Below are 22,505 nucleotides of genomic sequence, written 5' to 3'. Positions count from 1 at the left end.
GAGCCGGGTGCCTTTATCCGGGGAACCACGCATGAGTGATGCAACCCACAGCCCGCAACACTTGCAGCGCATGTCGGCCGTGCTGGATGGCATTGCGCTGCTCTGCAAGGTCGTGACCGGCATTGCCCTTGTGGTGCTGACGGTGATCTTTGGTTGGCTGGTCTTTGGCCGTTACGTGCTGAACGCGACGCCCACATGGGTGGAACAGGTGGCCCTGTTGCTTGTTATGCTTATCGCATTTCTCGGCGCTGCTGTTGGCGTGCATGAGCACACGCATCTATCGGTCTCTATCGTGCGCAGTTCCGTTCCCAAGCGGGTCCGGTCCGCTCTTGTCCTTGTTTCGGACGTGGCCATGGCCGGGTTTGGCGGGCTGATGCTGTGGTATGGCTGGCAACTGACCGTGTTCAAATGGGGCTCACTGATCCCCTTGATCCAAGTGCCCGAGGGGTTGCGGTCCCTGCCGCTGACCGTAGGGGGCGGCCTGATTCTGCTTTTTTCACTGGGCCACCTCGTCCGCCTTTTCCTTGGTGTGGATGACCGCACCGACAGCATCGAATAGGATCAGACCATGGGAATTGCCGTCCTTCTGGGGGCCTTCGCCCTGTGTGTGCTGATCGGAACGCCTGTGGCTTTCGCGCTTGGCATCTCGGCCATCGTCGCCTTCTGGTTCGAAGGTCTGCCCCTGATGATCGGCTTTCAGCGGATCATTTCCGGCATCAACGTCTTTGCGCTCATGGCAATCCCGTTTTTTATCTTTGCGGGCGAGTTGATGTTTCACGGCGGTATCGCGATGCGGCTGGTCCGCTTTGCCCAAGCGGCGGTTGGCGCCGTGCGCGGCGGTCTGGGGATCGTGAACGTCTTTTCCTCTATGCTCTTTGGCGGCATCTCGGGGTCTGCCATCGCCGATATATCGGCGCTGGGGTCTATCCTTGTCCCGGTGATGAAGGAAAAGGGGTATGACGCGGATTACGCGGTGAATGTGACCGTCACATCGTCCATCGCGGGCATCATCATCCCACCCAGCCACAACATGATCATCTTTGCCATCGCGGCGGGCGGCGGCATTTCAATCTCAAAGCTGTTTCTGGCCGGTGTCGTGCCTGGCATCCTCATGTGTGTGTGCCTTGCCGCCGCGGCCTATCTGGTGGCGGTCAAGCGCGGCTATGCCGCCGAAAAATTCCCGGGCTGGACCGCGTTGATGATCGCATTCCTCGGGGCGATCCCCGGGCTTTTGACGGCTGTAATTATTGTCGGTGGGGTCTTATCGGGCGTGTTTACGGTGACTGAATCCGGTGCCTTTGGCGCGATCTATGCCTTTGTTGTAACGCTCGTGGTCTACCGTTCCATCACATTGGACAAATTCAAAACGGCCGTTCTGCAATCCGTGCGGACCACGGCGATGGTGATGATCCTGATCGCATGTGCGGGCGCCTTTGCCTATATGCTGACCTTCTACCGGGTGCCGGCCAAGACGGTCGACCTGCTGACCGGGTTGACCGAAAATCCGATCCTGATCTTGCTGATGATCAATCTGGTGCTGCTGATCCTTGGCATGATCATGGATATGGCCGCGCTGATCCTGATTTGCACACCCATCTTCCTGCCGGTGGCCAACAGCCTTGGAATTGATCCGTTACAGTTCGGGATGATCTTGCTGGTCAATCTCGGGCTTGGCCTGTGCACGCCGCCTGTGGGTTCATGCCTGTTTGTCGGATGCGCGGTTGGCAAATTGCCGATGGAACAGGCCGTTCGCACCATCTGGCCCTTCTACATCGCCATTCTTGTGGCCTTGATGCTGATCACCTTCGTTCCCGCAATCTCTCTCACCCTGCCGTCTTTGATTGGCGGGTAGGTTTGGGGGCGGCCCGGCGCGGCGCTGCGGACTTGAATGGTGCAGGTCGGTAACCCGCAGACGTGAACGGAAAACGGCGGGGCAAGCCCCGCCGTTTCCACAGCATTTCGTGATGCCCTTTGATCAGTGAACGACTGCGTCGTCCGGTCTGGGCCTGTTCGAAGCGCTCACCCGGTCTCCGATCAGCAGACCTTCGGCACCTGCGGTGACCTCAATCACCTGCCCGTCTCCGATGTCCCCGGCCAGCAGCATTTCTGCCAACGGGTTCTGGAGCGCCGACTGGATCACACGCTTTAGCGGGCGCGCCCCGAACACGGGGTCATAGCCTTCATCTGCCAGCCATTTCCGCGCGCCCTCATCCAGTTCCAGCGTGATCTTCCGCGCCGCGAGCCGCCGCAAAAGCCGCCCCAACTGGATGTCCACGATCCCGTCCATATCCGCCCGTGCCAGCCGGTCAAAGATGATCGTCTCATCCAGCCGGTTCAGGAATTCGGGACGGAAATGTGCCCGAACCGCATCCATTACGTCCCGCCGCGCGTCCGAGGCATCCGCCCCGTCCGGCAACTGTGACAACGCCTGTGCGCCAAGGTTCGACGTCAGGATGATCAGCGTCTGCTTGAAATCAACAGTCCGCCCCTGCCCGTCTGTCAGAACACCATCGTCCAGCACCTGCAACAGCACGTTGAACACATCCGGGTGCGCCTTTTCGACCTCGTCGAACAGCACGACCTGATAGGGCCTGCGCCGTACCGCCTCGGTCAGCACGCCACCCTCGTCGTAACCGACATAGCCCGGAGGCGCACCGATCAGGCGGGCCACCGCGTGTTTTTCCATGAACTCCGACATGTCGATGCGGACCATCGCGCTGTCGTCATCAAAGAGGAATTCGGCCACGGCCTTGGTCAACTCGGTCTTACCCACGCCGGTCGGCCCGAGGAACAGGAACGACCCCAACGGGCGGTTCTCATCGTTCAGGCCAGCCCGCGCACGGCGCACCGCGTTGGACACAGCCCGCACGGCGCTGTCCTGTCCGATCACGCGACCGTGCAGTTGATCCTCCATGCGCAGCAGTTTCTCCCGCTCGCCCTCCAACATCTTGGACGTCGGAATGCCAGTCCAGCGTTCGACAACGCCCGCGATCTGTTCTGGGCGCACCGCCTCTTCGACCATGACGTCATTCTCTGCCGCCTCGGCATCGGTCAGGCGTTTTTCCAGCTGCGGGATCACGCCGTATGACAGTTCCCCTGCACGCGCGAGGTTGCCTTCGCGTTTCGCGATGTCGAGGGCGGCGCGGGCCTGATCAAGCTGTTCCTTGATATCGCGCGCCTCGCTCAGCTTGTCGCGCTCCGCCTGCCAGCGCGCCGTCAGTTCCGACGACTGCTCCTGTAGCTCCGAAAGATCCTTTTCCAGCGTTTCGAGACGGTCCTTGGACGCCTGATCATCCTCCAGCTTCAACGCTTCCACCTCGATCTGCATTTGCAGGATCTGGCGGTCGAGCGCGTCCAGCTCTTCGGGTTTGCTGTCGACCTCCATACGCAAACGGCTCGCCGCCTCGTCCACGAGATCGATGGCCTTGTCCGGCAGGAAACGGTCGGTGATGTAGCGATGCGACAGGGTCGCCGCCGTCACCAGCGCCGAATCCGAAATCCGCACACCATGGTGCAATTCGTACTTTTCCTTGATGCCGCGCAGAATGCTGACGGTATCCTCTACCGTCGGCTCCGCAATCATCACCGGTTGGAAACGACGGGCGAGGGCCGCGTCCTTCTCAACATACTTGCGGTATTCATCGAGGGTCGTGGCCCCGACGCAGTGCAACTCTCCGCGCGCGAGTGCAGGCTTGATCAGGTTGGCCGCATCCATCGCGCCGTCTGTTTTGCCCGCACCTACCAGCGTGTGCATTTCGTCAATGAACAGGATCACTTCGCCCGCGGCCTCTGTGACCTCGGTCAGCACGGCCTTGAGCCGTTCTTCGAACTCGCCGCGGTACTTTGCGCCCGCGATCAATGCGCCCATGTCGAGCGCCAGCAGACGCTTGTTGCGCAAACTTTCGGGCACGTCACCGTCGATGATCCGCAGTGCCAAGCCTTCGGCAATCGCAGTCTTACCCACACCCGGCTCACCAATCAGGACCGGGTTGTTCTTGGTCCGGCGGGACAGCACCTGCATGGCGCGGCGGATTTCCTCGTCACGGCCAATGATCGGGTCAATCTTGCCCGCTTCGGCGCGTTCGGTCAGATCCATCGCGTATTTCTTCAGCGCGTCATACCCCTCTTCGGCACTGGCACTGTCCGCTGTACGCCCTTTGCGGATGTCATTGATCGCGGAATTCAGAGCCTGCGGGCTGACCTTGCCCGCCTCCAGCGCGTCCTTGGCACCAGATTTGACCATGCCAAGCGCCATCAGGACACGCTCCACCGGCACAAAGCTGTCGCCAGCCTTCTGCGCGAGCGTTTCAGCCTCTGCCAGCACTTTGCCGGTCGCCTGATCCAGATAAATCTGGCCTGCGTCTCCGGTCACCTTGGGTTGTTTGGCAAGTGTTTGTTCCAAATGGGTCATCACCCGGCCCGCATCACCACCAGCACGCGTGATCAGATTGGCCGCAAGGCCTTGATCATCATCCAGCAATGCTTTGAGCAGGTGTTCGGGCAAAAGCCGTTGATGGCTTTCGCGTGTGGCGATCGTTTGCGCGGCTTGAACAAACCCGCGCGACCGCTCCGTGAACTTCGACAAGTCCATGGGTCTCTCCTTTGTTCAGCGCCCGTTTCTCCCGCGCCCTCCCGGAGGCACGCAGGCGGTCGGGCCTACACAGGCAAGATGGGGATTTTGTGAACAGGAACAAGGGCCAGAGATGCAGGAATTGCGCTGCGCGTTAGAGGACGTCGCCCTCGACCAAGTGGGTCTTTGGCACTCCGTTTACGTCTATGAATCAACGGATTACGGCAATTTTCTGCCGATGACACAGTCGGACGCGTACGGCTACCAAAATGGGTAAAATCTTTTCTTAACAACGCTTTAGATGAATCCGCGCCATACGGTACCGGATAACTTAACGCGACTGTGATTCACAGTGTAACCGTCTCCCCCTTTTTCCGTGGAACCGATTCCCCATCTTGATCGTTAGACGAGCAGAACCACAAAATGTAGGTGACACAAATGCAGACTGTACCTCTTCAACTGAGCGACGTGATTTACAATGCCGCAACGCAGTCTTTCGAAGCTCTCGTGACTGTTCACGATCACAGCGGCGCCCGCAGCTATGCCTGCGCCATTGATGCCCCCATCACCATGGAATTCCACGACGCGGCCCAAGGCCTGGCGACCCAAGCCATGCGCCGCCACACACATGGGCGTGCTGACGGCACCCACATGCCGTCGGCGACACCATCGACGCGCGCCGGACGCATGACGACATGGCGCAAGCTGGTGTCCCCAAAGTTCACAGGCGCGGCAACCCGCGCTGCCTGACCTATACCCGAGATCCCGCGCGCGACGTCCCTGCGAACACCTGTCCCCTTGCAGGGTTCCGCGCGCCGGACACAGAGACAGGTGCCTGCCTGCTCGTCTCTGACCAACTGGCCCGGATGCATCCCCCGCATCCGGGCTTTTTTGCGCAATGGACGCCGCCGCAAGCCTGCCGTATGACCCGCTGAACACAAGGGGGATGGCGCATGGCCGATGACAGATTGATCGTGGCAATGGATGTGCCCAACGTGCTCGACGGGCTGGAACTGGCCCGCACGCTGGGCGACAGCGTGAGTTTTTACAAGATTGGGCTGGGGATGCTGACAGGCGGCGGACTGGCGCTCGCCAACGAGCTCAAATCCGAACACGGCAAACGCATCTTTCTGGACCTCAAGCTGTTCGATATCGGAGCCACAATCGAGGCCGCCGTTCGGGGCGTTGCACAATTCGACCTCGACTTTCTGACCGTACATGGCGACCCCCACGTGGTGCGCGCGGCCAAAGAGGGGGCGGCTGGCACCGACCTTAAAATCCTCGCCGTGACAATCCTCACATCGCTGGACCGCAGCGATCTTGACGACAGTCTCATTCAGGAGGGCGCGATTGCCGATTTGGTCCCCGACCGTGCCGCCCGCGCCTTTGAGGCAGGTGCCGACGGCGTTATCGCCTCCCCCAACGAGGCGGCTGCCATCCGTGCGCTGCCGGAATCTGCTGGCCGGTTGATCGTGACGCCCGGTGTTCGCCCTGTTGGTGCAGATCTTGGCGACCAAAAGCGTATCGCAACCCCTGCGCAGGCCATTGCAAATGGTGCAGATCACATCGTGGTTGGCCGCCCGATCTGGAAATCTGCCGCGCCCAAGGCCGCCGCAGACCAAATCCTGTCTGAGCTACAAAGCCCACAGGCGAGCGCGCCAAACCGTTGAATCGAAACACAAAGCTGCGCTTGTCCACACAGCCTTGTGGATCAACAGGTTGTGGTATCCCCGCAACAGACCACACGATATCGGCGGGTCCGGATTTCCTGACTGTAAAAACACCCGGTGAAGTGGTAGTTTACGTTAGGTGATACTCCCCGACGGACCGACTCTTCCTGAGGTTCGTCACCTCCCCCCGCCCTCCCGCGGGGGGCCTTTCTATGTCAGATGTGTAAACGATGCGGTGGCGGCACCGGCGAGGTAATCGCGCAGCCGTGGCTTGAACTGCGGCACCACGAGGGCGTGGTCGAGAAACGCCTCAACGCGCATCAGCTGCCACCCCTGACCTTCATCGCCCAGCACTATCTCAGCCTCCCGTGCCGCCGGGATATGCGCCGCAAAGAACCACGAAATTTCCCCGTTGCTGGTGCCATAGTCGCGGCCCCAGATCACTGCTGCGGGCGCGATGGTCAGCGACAGTTCCTCTTGCGTTTCGCGCAAGGCGCATTCCAACGGCGTCTCGCCCGGTTCGATCCCACCACCGGGCAAATCCCAATGTCCGGCCCAAAGCAGGCCGGGTTTTTCATCCCGCTGCAAGGTGGCCAGCGCATCGCCCACAAACAGGGCCAGTTTCGCCCCGATCACACGTTGGCCCATGTGTTCATTCCCTGTCCGCTGCGCTACACTTGCCGGGCCTAGCCATTTTGTCCGCTCATGCCCAGCCTTTGCCGCGACTGCCTGACTGAATTCGATGCCGAGCGACGGTGCCCCGCCTGCGCGAGCCCACGCGTTGTGCAGCACCCCGAACTCGACACGCTTGCCATCGCGCATATGGATTGTGACGCGTTCTATGCGTCCGTGGAAAAGCGGGATGATCCCAGCCTTGAAGGCAAGCCGGTCATTATTGGGGGCGGGCAGCGCGGCGTCGTGTCAACCGCCTGCTATGTTGCGCGCATCCGGGGCGTACGATCCGCCATGCCCATGTTTCAGGCGCTGAAACTCTGCCCGGACGCAGTGATCATCAAACAACGCATGGATGTTTATGCCGAGGTCAGCCGCGCCATACGCGCGCTGATGGAGGATCTTACCCCCGCCATCGAACCCCTGTCCCTTGACGAAGCGTTTCTCGACCTGCGCGGCACCGCCCGACTGCACGGCAAACCACCGGCGGTGATGCTCGCGCGCCTCGTCAAGACGATGCGGGACGAACTGGGGATCACAGGTTCCATCGGGCTCAGCCACAACAAATTTCTGGCCAAGGTTGCCTCCGATCTCGAAAAACCGCACGGGTTTTCGGTCATTGGTGAGGGCGACACCGCCGCCTTTCTGCGCGACAAGCCCGTCCGGCTGATTTGGGGCATCGGGCCTGCGGCACAGACCTCGTTGGAAAAGGCAGGTATTCGCACATTCTCGGATTTGCTGCGGTGGGATCAGACGGATTTGGTGGCCCGCTTCGGGTCTATGGGCGAACGGCTGTATCATCTGGCCCGCGGACAGGACCGGCGGCGCGTCACGCGCAACGCACCGATGAAATCAATCAGCAACGAAACCACATTCAACGCGGATACTGCCGACCCGGACATCCTTGATGGTCACCTTTGGCGCATGGCGGAAAAAGTGTCTGACCGCGCCAAGGCCAAAGGGCAGGCAGGCCGCGTCGTGACCCTCAAACTCAAGCGGCACAACCATTCTAACCTGACCCGGCGCGTGTCCCTGCGGGAACCTGCACAACTGGCCGACACGATCTACCGCACGGCGCGTGCGCTGTTCGATCAGGTGCACGACGAAGGGCCATTCCGGCTGCTGGGTTGCGGCATCAGCGACCTGTCCGATACCACAGAGGCCGCCGCAGCCGGTGATTTGCTGGACCCCGGCGCGCACAAAAGGGGCGAGGCGGAACGCGCAACGGATGCCATCCGCGCGCGGTTCGGGTCTGATGCGATCATGAAAGGGCGCGCGCTGCGCTAGGTCACTCTGCCGCCAGCGGAATGCGCGTCTGGCCGAAATTTGCAACCTCGGCGATCACCGTCTGCAACCGCTGCCGCATCTCGTCAAAGGCGCTGTTGGGCCGGATCAGGCGTTCGTCCATGTACAGCGCCCGGTCAATCTCCACCTGCACAGCGTGCTGGTGCCGCGATGGCCGCCCATAGGCTTGCGTGATGTAGGCGCCCGCAAAGGGCGCGTTGCGCGCCACAGTAAAGCCCGCCGCGGCAAAGGCCGCTTCGACCACGTCGACAACCTCACCGGAAGCCGCCGCGCCAAAGCGGTCGCCCAGTACGATATCCGGGCGTTTGACGCCACTGCGCGCAATCCCGTCCATCGCCTCGTGCGGCATAGAATGGCAATCAATCAACACAGCCTGCCCGTGCTGTTGATATGCTCCATCCAGCAGCTTTTGCAGCATCTGGTGATAGGGCCGCCAATAGAGCGATATGCGCCGCTCCGCCTCGGTCATCGGCAGTTTGCCCCGGTAAATCGACCGTCCGTTGGCCACAACGCGCGGGATCACGCCAAGGCCACTGGCCACACGCGGATTGTGACCCTGACGCCGCACCCCTTCGATCAGGGCAGGGTCGAGCTCATCCGCACTGCGATTGAGATCGACAAAGGCACGTGGCGCCCCGGCGGTCAGCAGCGGCGCACCAAACGCCGGTGCACTGTCAAACAACTGATCGACGAACGCGTCTTCGGATGACCGGATGGTCTTTTCATCCAGCAGCGTCTTGCGCACAAAGGTCCACGGATAGTCACGCCCTGAATGGGGCGACGCGAAAACAACGCAGCTTGTGCGTTTTTCCGGGTGTAGAACGTCGTAAGCAACCTTGGGCATGCGCACTCCTCTGTCGAGGAACATAGCCCATGTCGCCGCAAAGCCAAAAGCCCTTGATCCCCGTTCCGACTCCTTTTATAGCACCCCTCACCCGGCGCGGACTTCCGCGCCTGCTTTTATTGTGGGCGCAGGGTTTTTGACGGGTAAAGTGGGCGATTAGCTCAGCGGTAGAGCACTTCGTTGACATCGAAGGGGTCACAAGTTCGATCCTTGTATCGCCCACCATCCTATTCCGCCAACCGGGGGTCCCCGCACGGCACCAGACACCGGCACGCATGTGCCAAAATGCAACCCGGCGCTGCTTCGCGCCATGAAACATGAGGAAGAAGCGCCATGAAGGTTCGCAACTCGCTCCGCTCGCTTAAGAACCGGCACCGTGATTGCCGTGTTGTGCGTCGCAAGGGCCGTGTGTACGTCATCAACAAGACGCAGCGCCGGTTCAAAGCCCGCCAGGGTTGAGGCTCACAGCGATACGAAATTGAAAGCCGCTCCATCGGGGGCGGCTTTTTCGTTGAGGTTGCGCGCAACCAAAGCCGTGCATCGTAGGGCGGGCTTCAGCCCGCCCCCCCCAACACAAAGGGCGGGCCAACGCCCGCCCCCCGCGTAATTTGCCCGAGCGGGACCGCCAAGACACCCTCAAAACCCCACAAACCAGTCCGCCAGCGCCATGAAAAGCGGGATGCTCAGGATCGCCACCGGCGTGCCCAGCCCTGTGGATGTGCCCACATAGGCAGACGGGTTCGCCTCGGGCAGCGCCGCGCGCATTGTGGGCGGGCCGGAGATGTCCGAACTTGACGCCGCCATGATCGACAACAGGACGATGCCGCCCGCCGAAAACCCGGTCAACTGATGCGCAATCAGACCGGCACCGAACCCCAGCGCTCCGTGCACCAGTGGCGCGGTGATACCGTAGAACAGATAGGCATGTGCCACGCCCTTCAGTTCCGACAGCCGCGACCATGCTTCCATCCCCATGATCAGCATCAACACTGACAACAGCCCCCGAAAGAGCGGCTCGTAAAAACTGGCATAGACCGTCTCGGGCCGGGCAAAAAGACCAAGCGCCAGACCAAGCAGCAGCGCCGAAATCGCAGGCGACCGCAGCGTGTCAACCAGAATGCCCTTGATCAGCCCTTGTTCCACCACCGGGCCGCCCGCATTGCCGCCACCCATCGTCATCGTGCCGCCGCCCTGAACGGTCACCGCCTTGCGCGCCCGGGCCAGCCGCGCCAATACAATCGCGGTCACCAGCGCCGCCACATCCATGAACGGATAAAGCGCGCCGATAAACCCTTCGTAGGCGATGCCTTCATCATCCAGCACCGCCATACCAGCCGCCAAAGTCGAGGCGGACACCGCCCCAAACAGACCCACAGTGGCCAAACCGTCCGTCTCGGATACGCCGCGCCAGCGCGCCAGCGTGAACCGGCCAAGTGCTACAATCGCGATACCGACACCGCCAGCCAGCAGCGCTGGCACGACAAGGTCGACAAGCTCGGCCTCGCGCAAGGAAATACCTGCACCAATGCCCACTTTAAGCAACAGCAGGATCACGATGAACTTGTAGACCGGCTCCGGCACCTCGAACTTGCTGCCAAGTGCAGCCAGCATCATGCCGCCAATCAAAAACGCCAGTGTCGGCTTTTGCATCTGTGCCAGAATGGTCGTGACGATGTCTGCAAGAATGTCCATGACGGCCCCCATCTTTGTGCTGATGGGACAGATAGCGGGCGGCATAACAAATAAAAAATATAAGTATTACGCATTTATGTTCTATATTTTAAATCTATGGACACGCTGAACTATCACCATCTCCGCTATTTCCGCGCTGTCGCGCATGAGGGCAACCTGACCCGTGCTGCCGCGCAACTCAACCTGTCGCAATCAGCATTGTCGATCCAGATCAAAGCGTTGGAGGCGCGGCTGGGCCATGATTTGTTTGACCGGGTGGGGCGGCAACTCCGACTGACGGAAGTGGGGCGCATCGCGCTGGATCACGCAGACCGCATCTTTGGCACGGGTGAAGATTTGATGGCGATCCTCAACCGCAGCGCCGATGCAACCCCGCCGCTGCGTGTGGGCGCGCTGTCCACATTATCGCGCAACTTCCAAATTCAGTTCCTGCGCCCTGCACTGGCGGACCCCGAACTGGACATTGTGCTGACCTCCGGCGGCAGCACGCAACTGCTCAAGGCGCTGTCCGATCTGGCGCTTGACGTGGTGCTGACCACTGATGCGCCGCGCAGCGCCGCCGGATCCGACTTTATCGCGCACCGGCTTGCTGCTCACCCCGCACGCCTGCACGGCGTGCCAGGCCGCATGGACCATCCCGACCTCGCAACGCTTCTGACCTGCGAGCCGGTGATTGTCCCCACCGAAAGCGCCATGCGCACGGGCTTCAACCGCCTGATCGCACGGCTGGGCGTGCAGCCACGCATCGTGGCGGACGTGGACGATATGGCCATGGTGCGGCTGCTGGCCCGCGAGGGGGTAGGCCTTGCCCTTGCGCCCGACATTGTACTGGCAGATGAAATCGCAACCGGCCAGCTGGTCACGGCACCTTTCGACACCGGGATCACCGACACATTCTATGGCGTCACCACTCAGCGCAGCTTTCCTCACCCGCTGCTGCATCACGTCCTGCCCGACTGACGTCGTGCGCATACGCACAAGTCCCCGTCGCTTGCATACACATGGCCTGCCCTTACCTTGGCCGGAACCGCACTGATGGAAAGGCGCACAGATGAGCGATCCAACATACACCCCTCCGGCGAAATGGACGTGGGACAGCGAGAGCGGCGGCCAGTTCGCGTCAATCAATCGGCCTATCGCAGGGGCCACGCGTGATCAGGACCTGCCCGTGGGCAAGCATCCGTTCCAACTGTATTCGCTTGCGACCCCCAACGGCGTCAAAGTGACCATGATGTTCGAAGAATTGCTGGCTCTGGGAGAGACCGGTGCCGAATACGACGCATGGCTGGTCAACATCGGCGAAGGCGCGCAATTCGGCAGCGGCTTTGTCGACGCCAACCCAAACTCCAAGATTCCGGCCCTTGTCGACCACTCCGGAGACACGCCCCTGCGGGTATTCGAATCCGGCTCGATCCTGATCCATCTGGCCGAAAAATTTGGTCATTTCCTCCCCGCCTCCGGGCCTATGCGCACCGAGACATTGAATTGGCTGATGTGGCAGATGGGGTCCGCACCGTTCCTTGGCGGCGGCTTTGGCCATTTCTACGCCTACGCGCCCGAGAAATACGAATACCCGATCAACCGCTACGCGATGGAGAGCAAACGGCAGCTTGACGTGCTTGACCGTGAACTGGCCGAACGGCCCTTTATCGCAGGTGATGATTATTCGATCGCGGATATGGCGATCTGGCCGTGGTATGGCCAGCTTTGCCTTGGGCGGCTCTATTCTGCGGCTGAGTTCCTTGACGTGCAAAGCTACAAGAACGTCATGGCTTGGGCGGAAAAGATCGACGCCCGCCCGGCCACCCTGCGCGGGCGCATGGTCAACCGTTCCTTTGGCGAGCCTGAGATGCAACTGCACGAACGCCATGACGCGTCTGATTTTGACACGCAAACACAGGACAAGATCGGCGACGCCTGACCTTGTCGCGGCTTCAGGCGCTGCTAGGTGGTGTTTGGTCAATCAAAGGACCAAGCACCCATGCGCCTGATCGCCCTCTGCCTTGCCACCACCCTCGCCCTGCCCGCCACAGCGGGGGTCACTGTCCAATTCCGCGACGGCGCGCCCAAGGACCGTTTTACGCTGTCCTACGATGGGAATTGCCCGCTTGGCCCGACACAGCTTGTGATTGACCTTGGCACCGCACCTGCGGGCCTGATCTTTGACATCACGGCCGCCGGTGCGGGTGTCGAAGTGTTCCAGCCGCTCGAATGGGTGCAGGGAGCGGCGCAAACATCAGACGTCTCGGATGGGGACACCATGCTGACCGTGTCGCTGGATCAGTGGGCACCGGGCGAGGTCCGTGCCTTTACGGTCGACATTGACGACACCACCAGCGGTCGCCAGATCACCGTTGACGGTTCGGAAATGGTAGGGGCGACGCTGCGGGCAGATGGGGTCACAGCGCTCTTCGACGCGAGCGGCAGCGCCACACTGCCCCTTGATCCATGCACGTCCTAACGGCGTCCCACCTGACGACATATCAGGACGACCGGCAACAGCCCCACCGCCACGATGACGAGGCTGGGCACAGCCGCCCCCGCAAGACGTTCGTCTGACGCTAACCGATAAGCCTGCACTGCCAGCGTGTCATAGTTGAACGGTCGCATGATGAGGGTTGCGGGCAACTCCTTCATCACGTCGACAAATACGATCAGCAGCGCGGTCAGCAAGCTTGGCGTCAGGATCGGCAGGTGAATGCGGCGCAGCGTGGCCATCGGTCCCTGACCCAGCGACCGGCTAGCGGCATCCATGTTGGCGTGCACCCGCGCCTGCCCACCCTCATAGGCGCCAAGAGCCGCCGCGAGGAAGCGCACCATATAGGCAAAAACCAGCAGCCAGATCGACCCGGTGATCAACAACCCGGTCGAGATGTCAAAGGTGCTGCGCACCCACGCATCAAGCGTATTGTCAAAGGCGGCAAAGGGCACGATCAGCCCAACGGCAATCACGCCCCCCGGCACCGCATATCCCAGTCGTGCGGCATAAGCGGCGGTGGCCGAGGCGGTGCCGGGTCGGCTACGCTGATAAAACCCCACCGCAATGGCCGCGCAAACCGTCAGCACCGCCGCCGTCCCCGCCAGCACCAGCGAGTTGCGGACAAAGCCCAGATAGCGCGGGCTGAGCAAGTCCTGCTCGGACCCGATCCCGAGGCTCAGCAGGATCAGCACCGGCAGCACCGCACCCAACAGGACCGGCACCGCGCACAGGCCAAACGCCCCTGCCGCCTTCCAGCCGCGCAGGATCATCGGTGGCTGGCCCTTTCCGCTGCGGCTGGGGTCGTGATAGCGGGCATTGCCGCGCTGCGTCCGTTCCAGCACGGCAAAGAGCAGGGCAAAGGCCAGCAGGCACAGCGCCAGTTGCGCCGCCCCGGCCCGGTCCGCCAGCGAAAACCAACTGGTGTAAATGCCCGTGGCAAAGGTCTGGACGCCAAAATAGGCCACGGTTCCGAAATCCGCGATGGTCTCCATCACCGCCAGCAGAACGCCCGCGGCGATGGCCGGGCGCGCCAGTGGCAGGCTCACCCGCCAGAATGCGGCCCACGGGCTCGACCCCAGCGCGCGAGCGGCGACAAAGGTGCTGCCGCTTTGTTGCAGGAACGAGGCCCGCGCCAGCAGATAGACATAAGGATAAAGAACCAGCACCAGCATCATCGCCGCACCGCCAAGGCTGCGGATCTCGGGAAACCAGTAGTCGCGCGGCCCCCAACCGGTCACATCGCGCAGCGTCGTCTGCACAATGCCTGGATGGTCCAGCACATGGGTATAGGCATAGGCAAGCACATAGGCCGGAAAGGCCAGCGGCAGGACCAGCGCAATTTCCAGCAGCCGCGCACCGGGGAACCGCGTCATCGTCACCAGCCAAGCGGCCCCAACGCCGACGGAAAGTGTCCCCGACGCAACAAGCACCACCAACAGCGCAGTGTTTCCCGCATAGCGCGCCAGCACCGTTTCCAGCAGATGGGCCACCGTATCCGTCCCACCGAACAGGGCCGCAAGGGCAACCGCAACCATCGGCAGCAGACACATCAGCGCCACGCCCCACGCGATCACGGCAATGCCGTGAGGGCGCGCCACCTTGCGCGCGGAAGAGGGGGAGAGGCTTGCGTCGCTCATAAGTCCAACGCTTTATGTCAGGAACAACGCGCCGGGACCAGAGGTCAGTCGTAGCTGCGCTGATCCTCAATCACCAAGCCGTCGCGCGGCAGGGTGCCGGGTGCCACGACCTCAACCGCCCCCTTGAGCTTGAGCACATCCGCGACGCTCGCGGCATAATCCTCGGGTGTCCCGCCGGTGGCCTCCAGCTGCACAACCATCACATCCTGTTCGCCTTTGCGCTGCGCGATCACCCGGGCACGGGCAACCGCGTCATGGCGCGCCACCAGCGCAGCCACCTGCTCGGGACGCACAAACATCCCCTTGATCTTGGTGGTCTGATCGGCGCGCCCCATCCAGCCCTTGATCCGCATATTCGTCCGCCCGCAGGGGCTGTGACCCGGCAACACCGCGCTCAGATCACCTGTCGCAAAACGGATCAGCGGATAGTCGGGGTTAAGCGTTGTCACCACGACCTCGCCCACTTCGCCTTCGGGCACAGGATCGCCCGTGCCGGGTGTCACGATCTCGACCACGACACCCTCATCGACAATAAGCCCCTCCATGGCGGAGCTTTCGTAGGCGATATTGCCCAGATCTGCCGTGGCATAGCACTGCAAGCAGCTGATCCCACGGTCCGTGTATTCCTGCCGCAGCGACGGGAACAGCGCCCCTCCACCCACCGCCGCCTTGGCGATGCGGAGGTTCACACCCATCTCGTCGGCCTTGTCGAGGATCACTTTCAGGTAATCCGGCGTGCCCGCATAGGCCGTTGTGCCGATATCCCGCGCCGCTGTCACTTGCGCCTCTGTCTGACCGGTGCCTGCGGGCAGCACGCCCGCACCAATCGCCGTTGCACCGTTTTCAAACATGATCCCGGCCGGTGTCAGATGGTAGGAGAAACAGTTCTGCACAATGTCACCGGACCCGAACCCTGCGGCGTGCAGAAACCGGGCGAAGCGCCACCAGTCCTTGCTGTCATGGCTGCCGGGTTCATAGATGGGTCCCGGGCTCTGGAAGATATGGCTGAACTGGCTGACCCCCGTGGTGAACCCGCCCAGCGGTGGGTTTGCCTTTTGCGCGGCCCCAAGGTCGGATTTTCGCAGGACCGGAAGCTGCGCCAGATCGGCCACGCCCCCGATCTTGAGCGCGTCGATCCCGGCCAGACTGTCCGCATAGCCGCCAAGCCGCTGTGCACGGCCCACCTGATCCTGCAACGCCACCTTGAGGTCCCGCGCCCGCAGGTCGTCACTGCGCGTTTCCAAATCGTCGTAATGGGTCATATCCCCTCCCGAAAAAATCAGATTGCCACGCCAAAGAGGCGTCCAACGGCGGCGGTCACGGCCATGGCCGCCCCGCCCCAGATCATCACACGCAACGCCGCAGGCCCGAACCGTGCGCCACCCGCCCACGCGCCCAAAGCTCCAAGGCCCGCAAGCGCCACCATGGTCACGCAGACCACCAGAGGGATCAGCCTCCCCACCGGTGCCACCCATGCCGCAATCAGCGGAATGGCCGCAAAAATCATGAAGGTGATGCCGGACGCGGCGGCCGCCAACAAGGGCTGCGCTGCCTGCTGGTCCGACAGGCCCAGTTCATCGCGCACATGCGCGCCCAGAGCATCGGCTTGCGTCAGTTCGCGCGCCACCTGCCGCGCGGTCTCGGCGCTCAGGCCGCGGTCGACGTAGATTTCCGCCAACTCCGCCTCTTCGCCTTCCGGGTCGTCGGCCAGCGCCCGTTTCTCGCGCGCGATGTCTGCCTCTTCCAGATCAGATTGCGAGGACACGCTGACATATTCTCCAGCCGCCATGGACATCGCTCCCGCCACCAGCGCAGCCACCCCGGCAATAAGAACCGCGCGCATCCCCGGCTCTGCCGCAGCCACGCCCACAATCACCGACGCAGTCGACACAATGCCGTCATTCCCGCCCAAGACCGCCGCACGCAACCAGCCGGATCTGTCGATCAGGTGTGGATCGTCGGGATGCATATTGGTCATCGGCGGGGCCTTTTGGCTGTGCTGACGGCGGAACGTCAGGCCAGTTTGATTTGCTGCGGCCCCTTGGCCTTCACTCTCTCGATCTCGCCGCGCACTTCAAGTTCGAGCTTTACTGTGATGACGTGCCATCCGAGCTTGCCCAGTGCCGCCGCCTCATCCGGGGTCAACCGCGCTCCGATCTCATCCCGAACGTCGTTGTAGACGCGCGGACCATCCACCAGCAGATCAAGCACATGGCCGCGGATCAGGTCAAACTTCCACGCCGGGATGTTGGTTACCCCATCCCGCCCCTCGGCAGGTGTACGGCAGGCGACTTTGTCCATCTCAGTTCACGGGTGTGCTCAGCGGCGCATCGCCCCGCACCACCTGCGTTGTGATCGCCACCATCGGGCCATCGCCAATATTCGTCAGCCCGCCATGCGCCTGCCCTTCGGGAAAATAAAGCGTGGCGCCCACCGGAAACTCCAGCACCTTGCCATTCGGCGCTTTGGCGGTCGTCGGCGTAATCACCACGGCGTGCTCGTCGCCCGCGTGGGTGTGCATCGGAATGGTCGCGCCTGGTGCGACAGTCAGTTTTGAGACCACAACGATCATCGTGTCTGAGCCAGGCACTGCAACGCGCCGTATCTCTTCACGACTGATATCACCGGCCGAGGCCGCGCCCGCCATCAGCAGGCCAATCGCCGTCAGACCCAACCGTCTCATCCTCAACCCTCCTCAGCTCAACCAACGCTTGCGGCGTCGATAGGACCGCACATCGCGAAACGACTTGCGCCCCTCTTCGGACATGCCGAGATAGAATTCCTTTACATCCGGGTTTTCGCGCAGCTCTGCCGCCGGACCATCCATTACAACGCGGCCCGATTCCAGAATGTAGCCATAATGCGCAAAGCGAAGGGCGACGTTTGTGTTCTGCTCGGCCAGAAGAAAGGTCACGCCCTCATTCTCGTTCACCGATTTCACGATCTCGAAAATCTGCTCCACCAGTTGCGGTGCCAGCCCCATGGACGGCTCATCCAGCAGGATCGTCTCGGGCCGGGACATGAGCGCGCGGCCAATGGCCGTCATCTGCTGCTCCCCACCCGAGGTGTACCCCGCCTGCGACTTTCGCCGCTCCCGCAGGCGGGGAAAATAGTTGTAGACCATCTCAAGGTCGGCCTGAATTGCCGCCGACCCATCCGACCTTGTATAGGCACCGGTCAGCAGGTTCTCTTCAACGGTCAGGTGCTCGAAACAGTGTCGGCCTTCCATCACCTGCACCACACCCGCCTTCACCAGATCGGCCGGGTCCAAATCTGCTGTGTTCGCCCCGTGATAGGTGATTGACCCTTTGGTCACCTCACCGCGTTCACTGGCCAGCAACCCCGAGATCGCCTTTAGCGTCGTCGTCTTGCCCGCGCCATTGCCACCCAGCAACGCAGTGATGCCGCCCTTGGGCACCTTCAGCGAAACACCCTTCAACACAAGGATCACGTGATTATAGATCACCTCGATATTGTTGACCTCCAGAACGGTCTCGGTCTCGGCGCTTGTGTCCAGCATCTTCTTCTCTTTTCAAATACTCAAAACCCGGCGGCGCGCGTGATGCAAACCGCCGGGTCAGATCACATCAGCCGCAGTTGGCGGGGATGTTGTTCTCGTTTGCGTAAGCCGCGCTGTCTTCTTCGATCAGCGGTCCGATGATATCGCCATCGGTCGGCTTAAAGTCCGAGATCAGCGACCAAGAGCCCGCCGACGCGTCCCACTGGGTCACACCCACAAGCGCGTTACCGCCGTGGTTCTCACAGCTCACTGTGAACTCGGGGCCAAAGTTGGGCAGGCCCAGTTCGGCCATCTTGGCCTCGGTGATCTCCAGCGCTTCCATGCCGTCACGCATCATCCCGGGCGTGATGTCCGCCACACCATGGATTTCCTGCGCCTTCTTGGCCGCCTCGGCTGCCAGCATCGCCGCATAAAGACCGCGGTTGTACAGAACCGTACCGACCTGATCGCCTGCACCGGCTGCCTTGCCCGCATCCACGACATACTTCTGAATGTCGTCAAAGACGGGGAAATCGCTGCCCACACCGTGGAATGTCAGCGCCTTGTAGCCGTTGGCCGCGTCGCCCGCAGGCAGAACGTCGTTCTCAGAGCCGGACCACCAGATGCCGATGAAGTTCTCCATCGGATAGCGGATGTTGGCCGCTTCCTGGATCGCCACCTGGTTCATCACACCCCAGCCCCACATCAGGACAAAGTCCGGACGCTCACGGCGAATTTGCAACCACTGCGACTTTTGCTCCTGACCGGGGTGATCCACGGCCACTTCCATCAGCTCAAACCCGTGCTTTTCAGCCAGCCCCTGCAGCGTGCGGATCGGCTCCTTGCCATAGGCGGAATTGTGGTAAACCAGCGCAATCTTCTTGCCGGAAATGTCGTTGCCATTGGCTTCGAGCAGGTAGTTGATCGCACCCGACGCACCATCCCAGTAATTGGCGGGATAGTTGAACACGTGGCTGAACACGTTGCCGTTTTTGGCCGATGTCCGGCCATAGCCCATGGAGTGCACGGGGATATCATCCGCCGTTGCCTTGGGGATCAGCTGATATGTGATACCAGTGGAAAGCGGCTGATACACCAGCGACCCTTCGCCTTTGGTGGCCTCGTAGCACTCGACCCCCTTCTCGGTGTTGTAACCTGTTTCGCATTCCAGAATGCGCGCAGGCAGACCGCCAATGCCGCCATCCCGCTCGTTCAACAGCGTCATGTAGTCGGCATAGCCATCGGCAAAGGGGATGCCCCCCGCCGCGTAAGGACCAGTGCGGTAGCTCAGCGATGGGAACACAAGGTCCGCCATCACCGGCCCCGCCGCCATTACGGCGGCCACGGCCATTGTGGTCAGTTTCATCTTCATCGGTGTTTCCTCCCTATGGTTCTATCCGATGCGAGCCGTTGCAGGCCCATCCGTAGGGCGGGGTTCACCCCGCCATTCTTGGCAACCATCCCCTAGTGTGGGAACGGCCACAATCTCAATTTCTCCTTGGCCACGCGCCACAGTTGCGCGATCCCATGCGGCTCATAGCGCAGAAAGATGATGATCAGCGCGCCAACAATGACCAGCTGGAAATGTGCCACAATGTCCGTGGGCCAGCCCAGCATGTCCACGCCCACGATCTTCAGCACCACCGGCAGCACGACGAGAAATGCCGCCCCCGCAAAAGAGCCAAAGATCGACCCAAGCCCCCCGATGATGATCATGAACAACACAAGGAATGACTTGGTGATGCCAAAGACTTCACCCACCTCCACAGCACCCAGATAAACCGCAAAGAACAGCGCGCCGGACACGCCCACAAAGAACGAACTGACCGCAAAGGCGGTCAGTTTCGCCTTCAGCGGGTTCACTCCGATGATCTCGGCTGCGATATCCATGTCCCGGATTGCCATCCACTGCCGCCCCATCGCGCCGCGCGTCAGGTTCCGCGCAAGGATCGCGGCGCCCACGGTAAAGACCAGACAGAACAGATAAGTGGCCCACGCATCCGTGTTCGCGCCCGTTACAGGAATGCCGAACACCGTACGCTCCGGCGCGTTGATCTGCCCCGAGGCGGAGTAGTTGTAGAACCACGACACCTTGTTGAAGAGCCACACAAGAAAGAACTGCGCCGCCAGCGTCGCCACCGCCAGATAAAATCCCTTGATCCGCAAGGACGGCAGGCCAAAAGCCGTGCCCACAGCCGCCGTGACCCCCCCCGCGAGGATCACATGGAAAAAGATGTTCACATCCGGAAACGCCGTCATCAGCTTGTAACAGGCATAAGCCCCCACCGCCATGAAACCGCCTGTACCCAAGCTCACCTGTCCGCAATAGCCCGTCAGAATGTTCAATCCGATGGCCGCAATCGCATAGATCAGAAAGGGCAGAAAGATCGAGTTGACGAGGTAATCCGTCATCACGAACGGCATGACAAACACCGCAATCGCCAACACCACGTAATAGCGATAGCGGTCAAACCGGATCGGAAAGGTCTGGCTGTCCTGCGGATAAGTGGTCGAGAAATCCCCGGCCTCACGGTAAAACATCAGATCACTCCCCCGACGCGCATCACGGGTCCACCCCGTCTCTGTTCCCAAAAATCCCGGGGGTTTGGGGGCTGGCCCCCAAAATCTCTCCGGTTAACCACACGCGTAACTTCTCGCGCTTTGCCACATTCTTTCCCCATTTCCCCGCCAGCTTGGGCATGGGTAATTGGAGTGGGTTGCATGACCGCAATTCTGGATGACATCCGTCGTCTCGACGCCGCACATGCGCGGGGCGAAATGAGTACCGTGGAGTTGGCCGCGGCCAAGGCCAAGCTGATGGATTCCATCCCCGACATAACCCCTGATACGACAGAACCCGCCCCGCCCCCTACACAAGCGACAGAGCCGCGCGGCACACTTGGTCCAATGCTCATGTTCTGCACAATCATTCTCATCGTCTGCGCCGGGGTCGCATTGCTGTTGACGGGGGATTTGCTCCTGTCTGCAACATTGGCCATCACGGTGCTCGCCGCCTTCACTGTCATGCTCTTTCGGCAGCTTGACGGATAGCCCGCGAAGGTTCCCGGGCGGGCGGGTCTCATTGAGCATCGCTCAATGGGGTCGCCCGAACGGGATATCGTATCATACCCGTTCAATGATCTTCTCCCCGAACAATCCCTGCGGCCGGAACACCAGAAACACCAGCGCCAGCACATAGGCAAACCAGTTCTCGGTCGCCCCGCCCACCATCGGACCAATGGCAAATTCAAACAGCTTTTCACCAACTCCGATGATCAATCCGCCAACAATCGCGCCGGGGATCGAAGTAAAACCGCCCAGCATCAACACCGGCAACGCCTTCAGCGCAATCAGGCTCAACGAAAACTGCACACCGGATTTCGCGCCCCACATGATCCCCGCCACAAGCGCCACAAAGCCCGCAACCGACCACACGAGGATCCAGATGTAATTCAGCGACACACCGACGGACAACGCCGCCTGATGGTCATCCGCAACCGCGCGCATCGCACGGCCCTGCTTGGTATATTGCGAAAACACCACAAGGGCCGCCACCAGCAAGATCGCGATGATTGTCGCCGTGATGTCCAGATTGTCTATGAACATGCCAAAGGGCTGATTGAACAGCGCCGCCGAAAACTCATCAAAGGCGAGGTTCATCCCCTGCGGCAAACAGGTCCCTTCGGACAGACATACATCCAGCTTCTTGATCTCGGACCCCCACATCAGGTCCGCCACGCCTTCCAGCAAATAGGCAAGCCCAATGGTCGCCATAAACAGAATGATCGGCTCCTGCCCCACCAGATGACGAAAGATGAACCGCTGGACCGCCCATGCCAGGCCGATCATCACCACCACCGTCAGCACAATGGCCACAACCGAATGCACCTCCCACCCAAAATAGTGGATATGCGTCCCGAATATCGCGTTGATCAGATGTGAAAACGGCACCTGCCCGTTTTGTATCCCCACAAAGGTCATCGCCGCAAAAAGCGCCATGACCCCTTGGGCAAAGTTGAAAATCCCCGAAGCCTTGAAGATCAGGACAAACCCCAAAGCCACCAGCGCATAAAGCACGCCCGCCATCAGGCCATTCAGAATGACCTCCATCGCAAAGAACAACTGTTCAGGCATCGT

23 protein-coding genes and 1 tRNA gene are annotated in these 22,505 nt (G+C 61.2%); 11 read left to right on the top strand and 13 right to left on the bottom strand.

The genetic code is table 11. The annotated features are described in order from the left end of the window. The first annotated feature begins 31 nt into the window (after window positions 1-31). Together Q1A85_RS21130 and Q1A85_RS21125 are read left to right on the top strand one after the other, a co-directional pair. Complete coding sequence (locus tag Q1A85_RS21130) at window positions 32-559, top strand: TRAP transporter small permease (RefSeq protein WP_299694459.1); 528 nt, start codon at window positions 32-34, stop codon at window positions 557-559. Between the two features lie 9 nt (window positions 560-568). Then, window positions 569-1,852 (top strand): TRAP transporter large permease, encoded by a 1,284-nt coding sequence (locus tag Q1A85_RS21125; protein WP_299694456.1) that lies wholly within the window; start codon window positions 569-571, stop codon window positions 1,850-1,852. Window positions 1,853-1,975: 123 nt separating this feature from the next. On the opposite strand, the gene clpB is transcribed toward Q1A85_RS21125, so the two are convergent. Then, a complete protein-coding gene (gene clpB / locus Q1A85_RS21120; protein WP_299694453.1) occupies window positions 1,976-4,591 on the bottom strand; it encodes an ATP-dependent chaperone ClpB in 2,616 nt (871 codons plus the stop codon). Between the two features lie 417 nt (window positions 4,592-5,008). Between clpB and Q1A85_RS21115 the strand changes: the two genes are divergently transcribed. Together Q1A85_RS21115 and pyrF are read left to right on the top strand one after the other, a co-directional pair. Next, window positions 5,009-5,320 (top strand): orotidine 5-phosphate decarboxylase, encoded by a 312-nt coding sequence (locus Q1A85_RS21115; RefSeq protein WP_299694450.1) that lies wholly within the window; start codon window positions 5,009-5,011, stop codon window positions 5,318-5,320. A gap of 203 nt (window positions 5,321-5,523) precedes the next feature. Next, window positions 5,524-6,240, top strand: coding sequence for an orotidine-5'-phosphate decarboxylase (pyrF, locus tag Q1A85_RS21110; RefSeq protein WP_299694447.1), 717 nt, complete (start codon window positions 5,524-5,526; stop codon window positions 6,238-6,240). Between the two features lie 210 nt (window positions 6,241-6,450). Here the strand turns inward: pyrF and Q1A85_RS21105 are convergent, their stop codons facing one another. Beyond that, window positions 6,451-6,888 carry an NUDIX hydrolase gene (locus Q1A85_RS21105; RefSeq protein WP_299694444.1) on the bottom strand — a complete coding sequence of 146 codons (438 nt, stop codon included), beginning with the start codon at window positions 6,886-6,888 and terminating at the stop codon, window positions 6,451-6,453. A gap of 57 nt (window positions 6,889-6,945) precedes the next feature. Here Q1A85_RS21105 and Q1A85_RS21100 point away from each other — a divergent pair, with 57 nt between their 5' ends. Continuing rightward, the gene (locus tag Q1A85_RS21100) at window positions 6,946-8,199 is read left to right on the top strand and encodes a DNA polymerase IV (protein WP_299694441.1); all 1,254 of its coding nucleotides are present in this window, start codon (window positions 6,946-6,948) and stop codon (window positions 8,197-8,199) included. A gap of 1 nt (window position 8,200) precedes the next feature. On the opposite strand, the gene Q1A85_RS21095 is transcribed toward Q1A85_RS21100, so the two are convergent. Beyond that, window positions 8,201-9,061 (bottom strand): N-formylglutamate amidohydrolase, encoded by an 861-nt coding sequence (locus Q1A85_RS21095; RefSeq protein WP_299694438.1) that lies wholly within the window; start codon window positions 9,059-9,061, stop codon window positions 8,201-8,203. A 150-nt stretch (window positions 9,062-9,211) separates the two neighbouring features. Between Q1A85_RS21095 and Q1A85_RS21090 the strand changes: the two genes are divergently transcribed. Together Q1A85_RS21090 and ykgO are read left to right on the top strand one after the other, a co-directional pair. Next, a tRNA-Val gene (locus tag Q1A85_RS21090) sits at window positions 9,212-9,286 on the top strand. A gap of 108 nt (window positions 9,287-9,394) precedes the next feature. Further along, window positions 9,395-9,520 (top strand): type B 50S ribosomal protein L36, encoded by a 126-nt coding sequence (gene ykgO, locus Q1A85_RS21085; RefSeq protein WP_005850168.1) that lies wholly within the window; start codon window positions 9,395-9,397, stop codon window positions 9,518-9,520. 177 nt (window positions 9,521-9,697) lie between these two features. Here ykgO and Q1A85_RS21080 read toward each other — a convergent pair whose 3' ends face one another. Further along, the gene (locus Q1A85_RS21080) at window positions 9,698-10,753 is read right to left on the bottom strand and encodes a sodium-dependent bicarbonate transport family permease (RefSeq protein ID WP_299694435.1); all 1,056 of its coding nucleotides are present in this window, start codon (window positions 10,751-10,753) and stop codon (window positions 9,698-9,700) included. Window positions 10,754-10,849: 96 nt separating this feature from the next. Between Q1A85_RS21080 and Q1A85_RS21075 the strand changes: the two genes are divergently transcribed. The 3 genes from Q1A85_RS21075 to Q1A85_RS21065 all read left to right on the top strand — a co-directional run bounded on the left by Q1A85_RS21075 (window position 10,850) and on the right by Q1A85_RS21065 (window position 13,214). Then, window positions 10,850-11,713, top strand: a complete 864-nt coding sequence (locus Q1A85_RS21075; protein ID WP_299694432.1) for a LysR family transcriptional regulator — start codon at window positions 10,850-10,852, stop codon at window positions 11,711-11,713. A gap of 91 nt (window positions 11,714-11,804) precedes the next feature. Beyond that, window positions 11,805-12,674: a glutathione-dependent disulfide-bond oxidoreductase gene (gene yghU, locus Q1A85_RS21070; RefSeq protein WP_299694429.1), complete on the top strand. Its 870-nt coding sequence runs from the start codon at window positions 11,805-11,807 to the stop codon at window positions 12,672-12,674. 60 nt (window positions 12,675-12,734) lie between these two features. Further along, window positions 12,735-13,214, top strand: a complete 480-nt coding sequence (locus Q1A85_RS21065) for a hypothetical protein (RefSeq protein ID WP_299694426.1) — start codon at window positions 12,735-12,737, stop codon at window positions 13,212-13,214. Here the strand turns inward: Q1A85_RS21065 and Q1A85_RS21060 are convergent. From Q1A85_RS21060 to Q1A85_RS21025, 8 genes are all read right to left on the bottom strand, one after another. Next, the gene (locus Q1A85_RS21060) at window positions 13,211-14,869 is read right to left on the bottom strand and encodes an iron ABC transporter permease (protein ID WP_299694423.1); all 1,659 of its coding nucleotides are present in this window, start codon (window positions 14,867-14,869) and stop codon (window positions 13,211-13,213) included. The two genes, Q1A85_RS21065 and Q1A85_RS21060, sit on opposite strands and share 4 nt — an antisense overlap. A 44-nt stretch (window positions 14,870-14,913) precedes the next feature. Next, the gene (locus Q1A85_RS21055) at window positions 14,914-16,131 is read right to left on the bottom strand and encodes an AMP-binding protein (protein WP_299694420.1); all 1,218 of its coding nucleotides are present in this window, start codon (window positions 16,129-16,131) and stop codon (window positions 14,914-14,916) included. Window positions 16,132-16,148: 17 nt separating this feature from the next. Then, on the bottom strand, window positions 16,149-16,847 hold the full coding sequence (locus Q1A85_RS21050) for a VIT family protein (RefSeq protein ID WP_299694417.1): 699 nt from the start codon (window positions 16,845-16,847) through the stop codon (window positions 16,149-16,151). A 35-nt stretch (window positions 16,848-16,882) separates the two neighbouring features. After that, window positions 16,883-17,170, bottom strand: coding sequence for a hypothetical protein (locus Q1A85_RS21045; protein ID WP_299694414.1), 288 nt, complete (start codon window positions 17,168-17,170; stop codon window positions 16,883-16,885). A gap of 1 nt (window position 17,171) precedes the next feature. Continuing rightward, window positions 17,172-17,552 carry a cupin domain-containing protein gene (locus Q1A85_RS21040; RefSeq protein ID WP_299694412.1) on the bottom strand — a complete coding sequence of 127 codons (381 nt, stop codon included), beginning with the start codon at window positions 17,550-17,552 and terminating at the stop codon, window positions 17,172-17,174. 12 nt (window positions 17,553-17,564) lie between these two features. Beyond that, entirely contained in the window at window positions 17,565-18,389 is an 825-nt protein-coding gene (locus Q1A85_RS21035) for an ABC transporter ATP-binding protein (RefSeq protein ID WP_299694409.1), read from the bottom strand. 67 nt (window positions 18,390-18,456) lie between these two features. Beyond that, window positions 18,457-19,740 (bottom strand): ABC transporter substrate-binding protein, encoded by a 1,284-nt coding sequence (locus Q1A85_RS21030; RefSeq protein ID WP_299694406.1) that lies wholly within the window; start codon window positions 19,738-19,740, stop codon window positions 18,457-18,459. Window positions 19,741-19,832: 92 nt separating this feature from the next. After that, window positions 19,833-20,909: a branched-chain amino acid ABC transporter permease gene (locus Q1A85_RS21025; RefSeq protein ID WP_299694403.1), complete on the bottom strand. Its 1,077-nt coding sequence runs from the start codon at window positions 20,907-20,909 to the stop codon at window positions 19,833-19,835. Between the two features lie 180 nt (window positions 20,910-21,089). On the opposite strand from Q1A85_RS21025, the gene Q1A85_RS21020 reads away from it, so the two are divergent. Beyond that, a complete protein-coding gene (locus Q1A85_RS21020; RefSeq protein WP_299694400.1) occupies window positions 21,090-21,419 on the top strand; it encodes a hypothetical protein in 330 nt (109 codons plus the stop codon). A gap of 72 nt (window positions 21,420-21,491) precedes the next feature. Here the strand turns inward: Q1A85_RS21020 and Q1A85_RS21015 are convergent, their stop codons facing one another. After that, window positions 21,492-22,502, bottom strand: a complete 1,011-nt coding sequence (locus tag Q1A85_RS21015) for a branched-chain amino acid ABC transporter permease (RefSeq protein WP_299694397.1) — start codon at window positions 22,500-22,502, stop codon at window positions 21,492-21,494. Window positions 22,503-22,505: the final 3 nt, after the last annotated feature.

The sequence above is a fragment of the uncultured Tateyamaria sp. genome (genome assembly GCF_947503385.1).
Lineage (GTDB): Bacteria > Pseudomonadota > Alphaproteobacteria > Rhodobacterales > Rhodobacteraceae > Tateyamaria.
The sequence above is the reverse complement of the archived record's forward strand: the minus strand, read 5'-3'. Positions and strand labels throughout refer to the sequence as shown.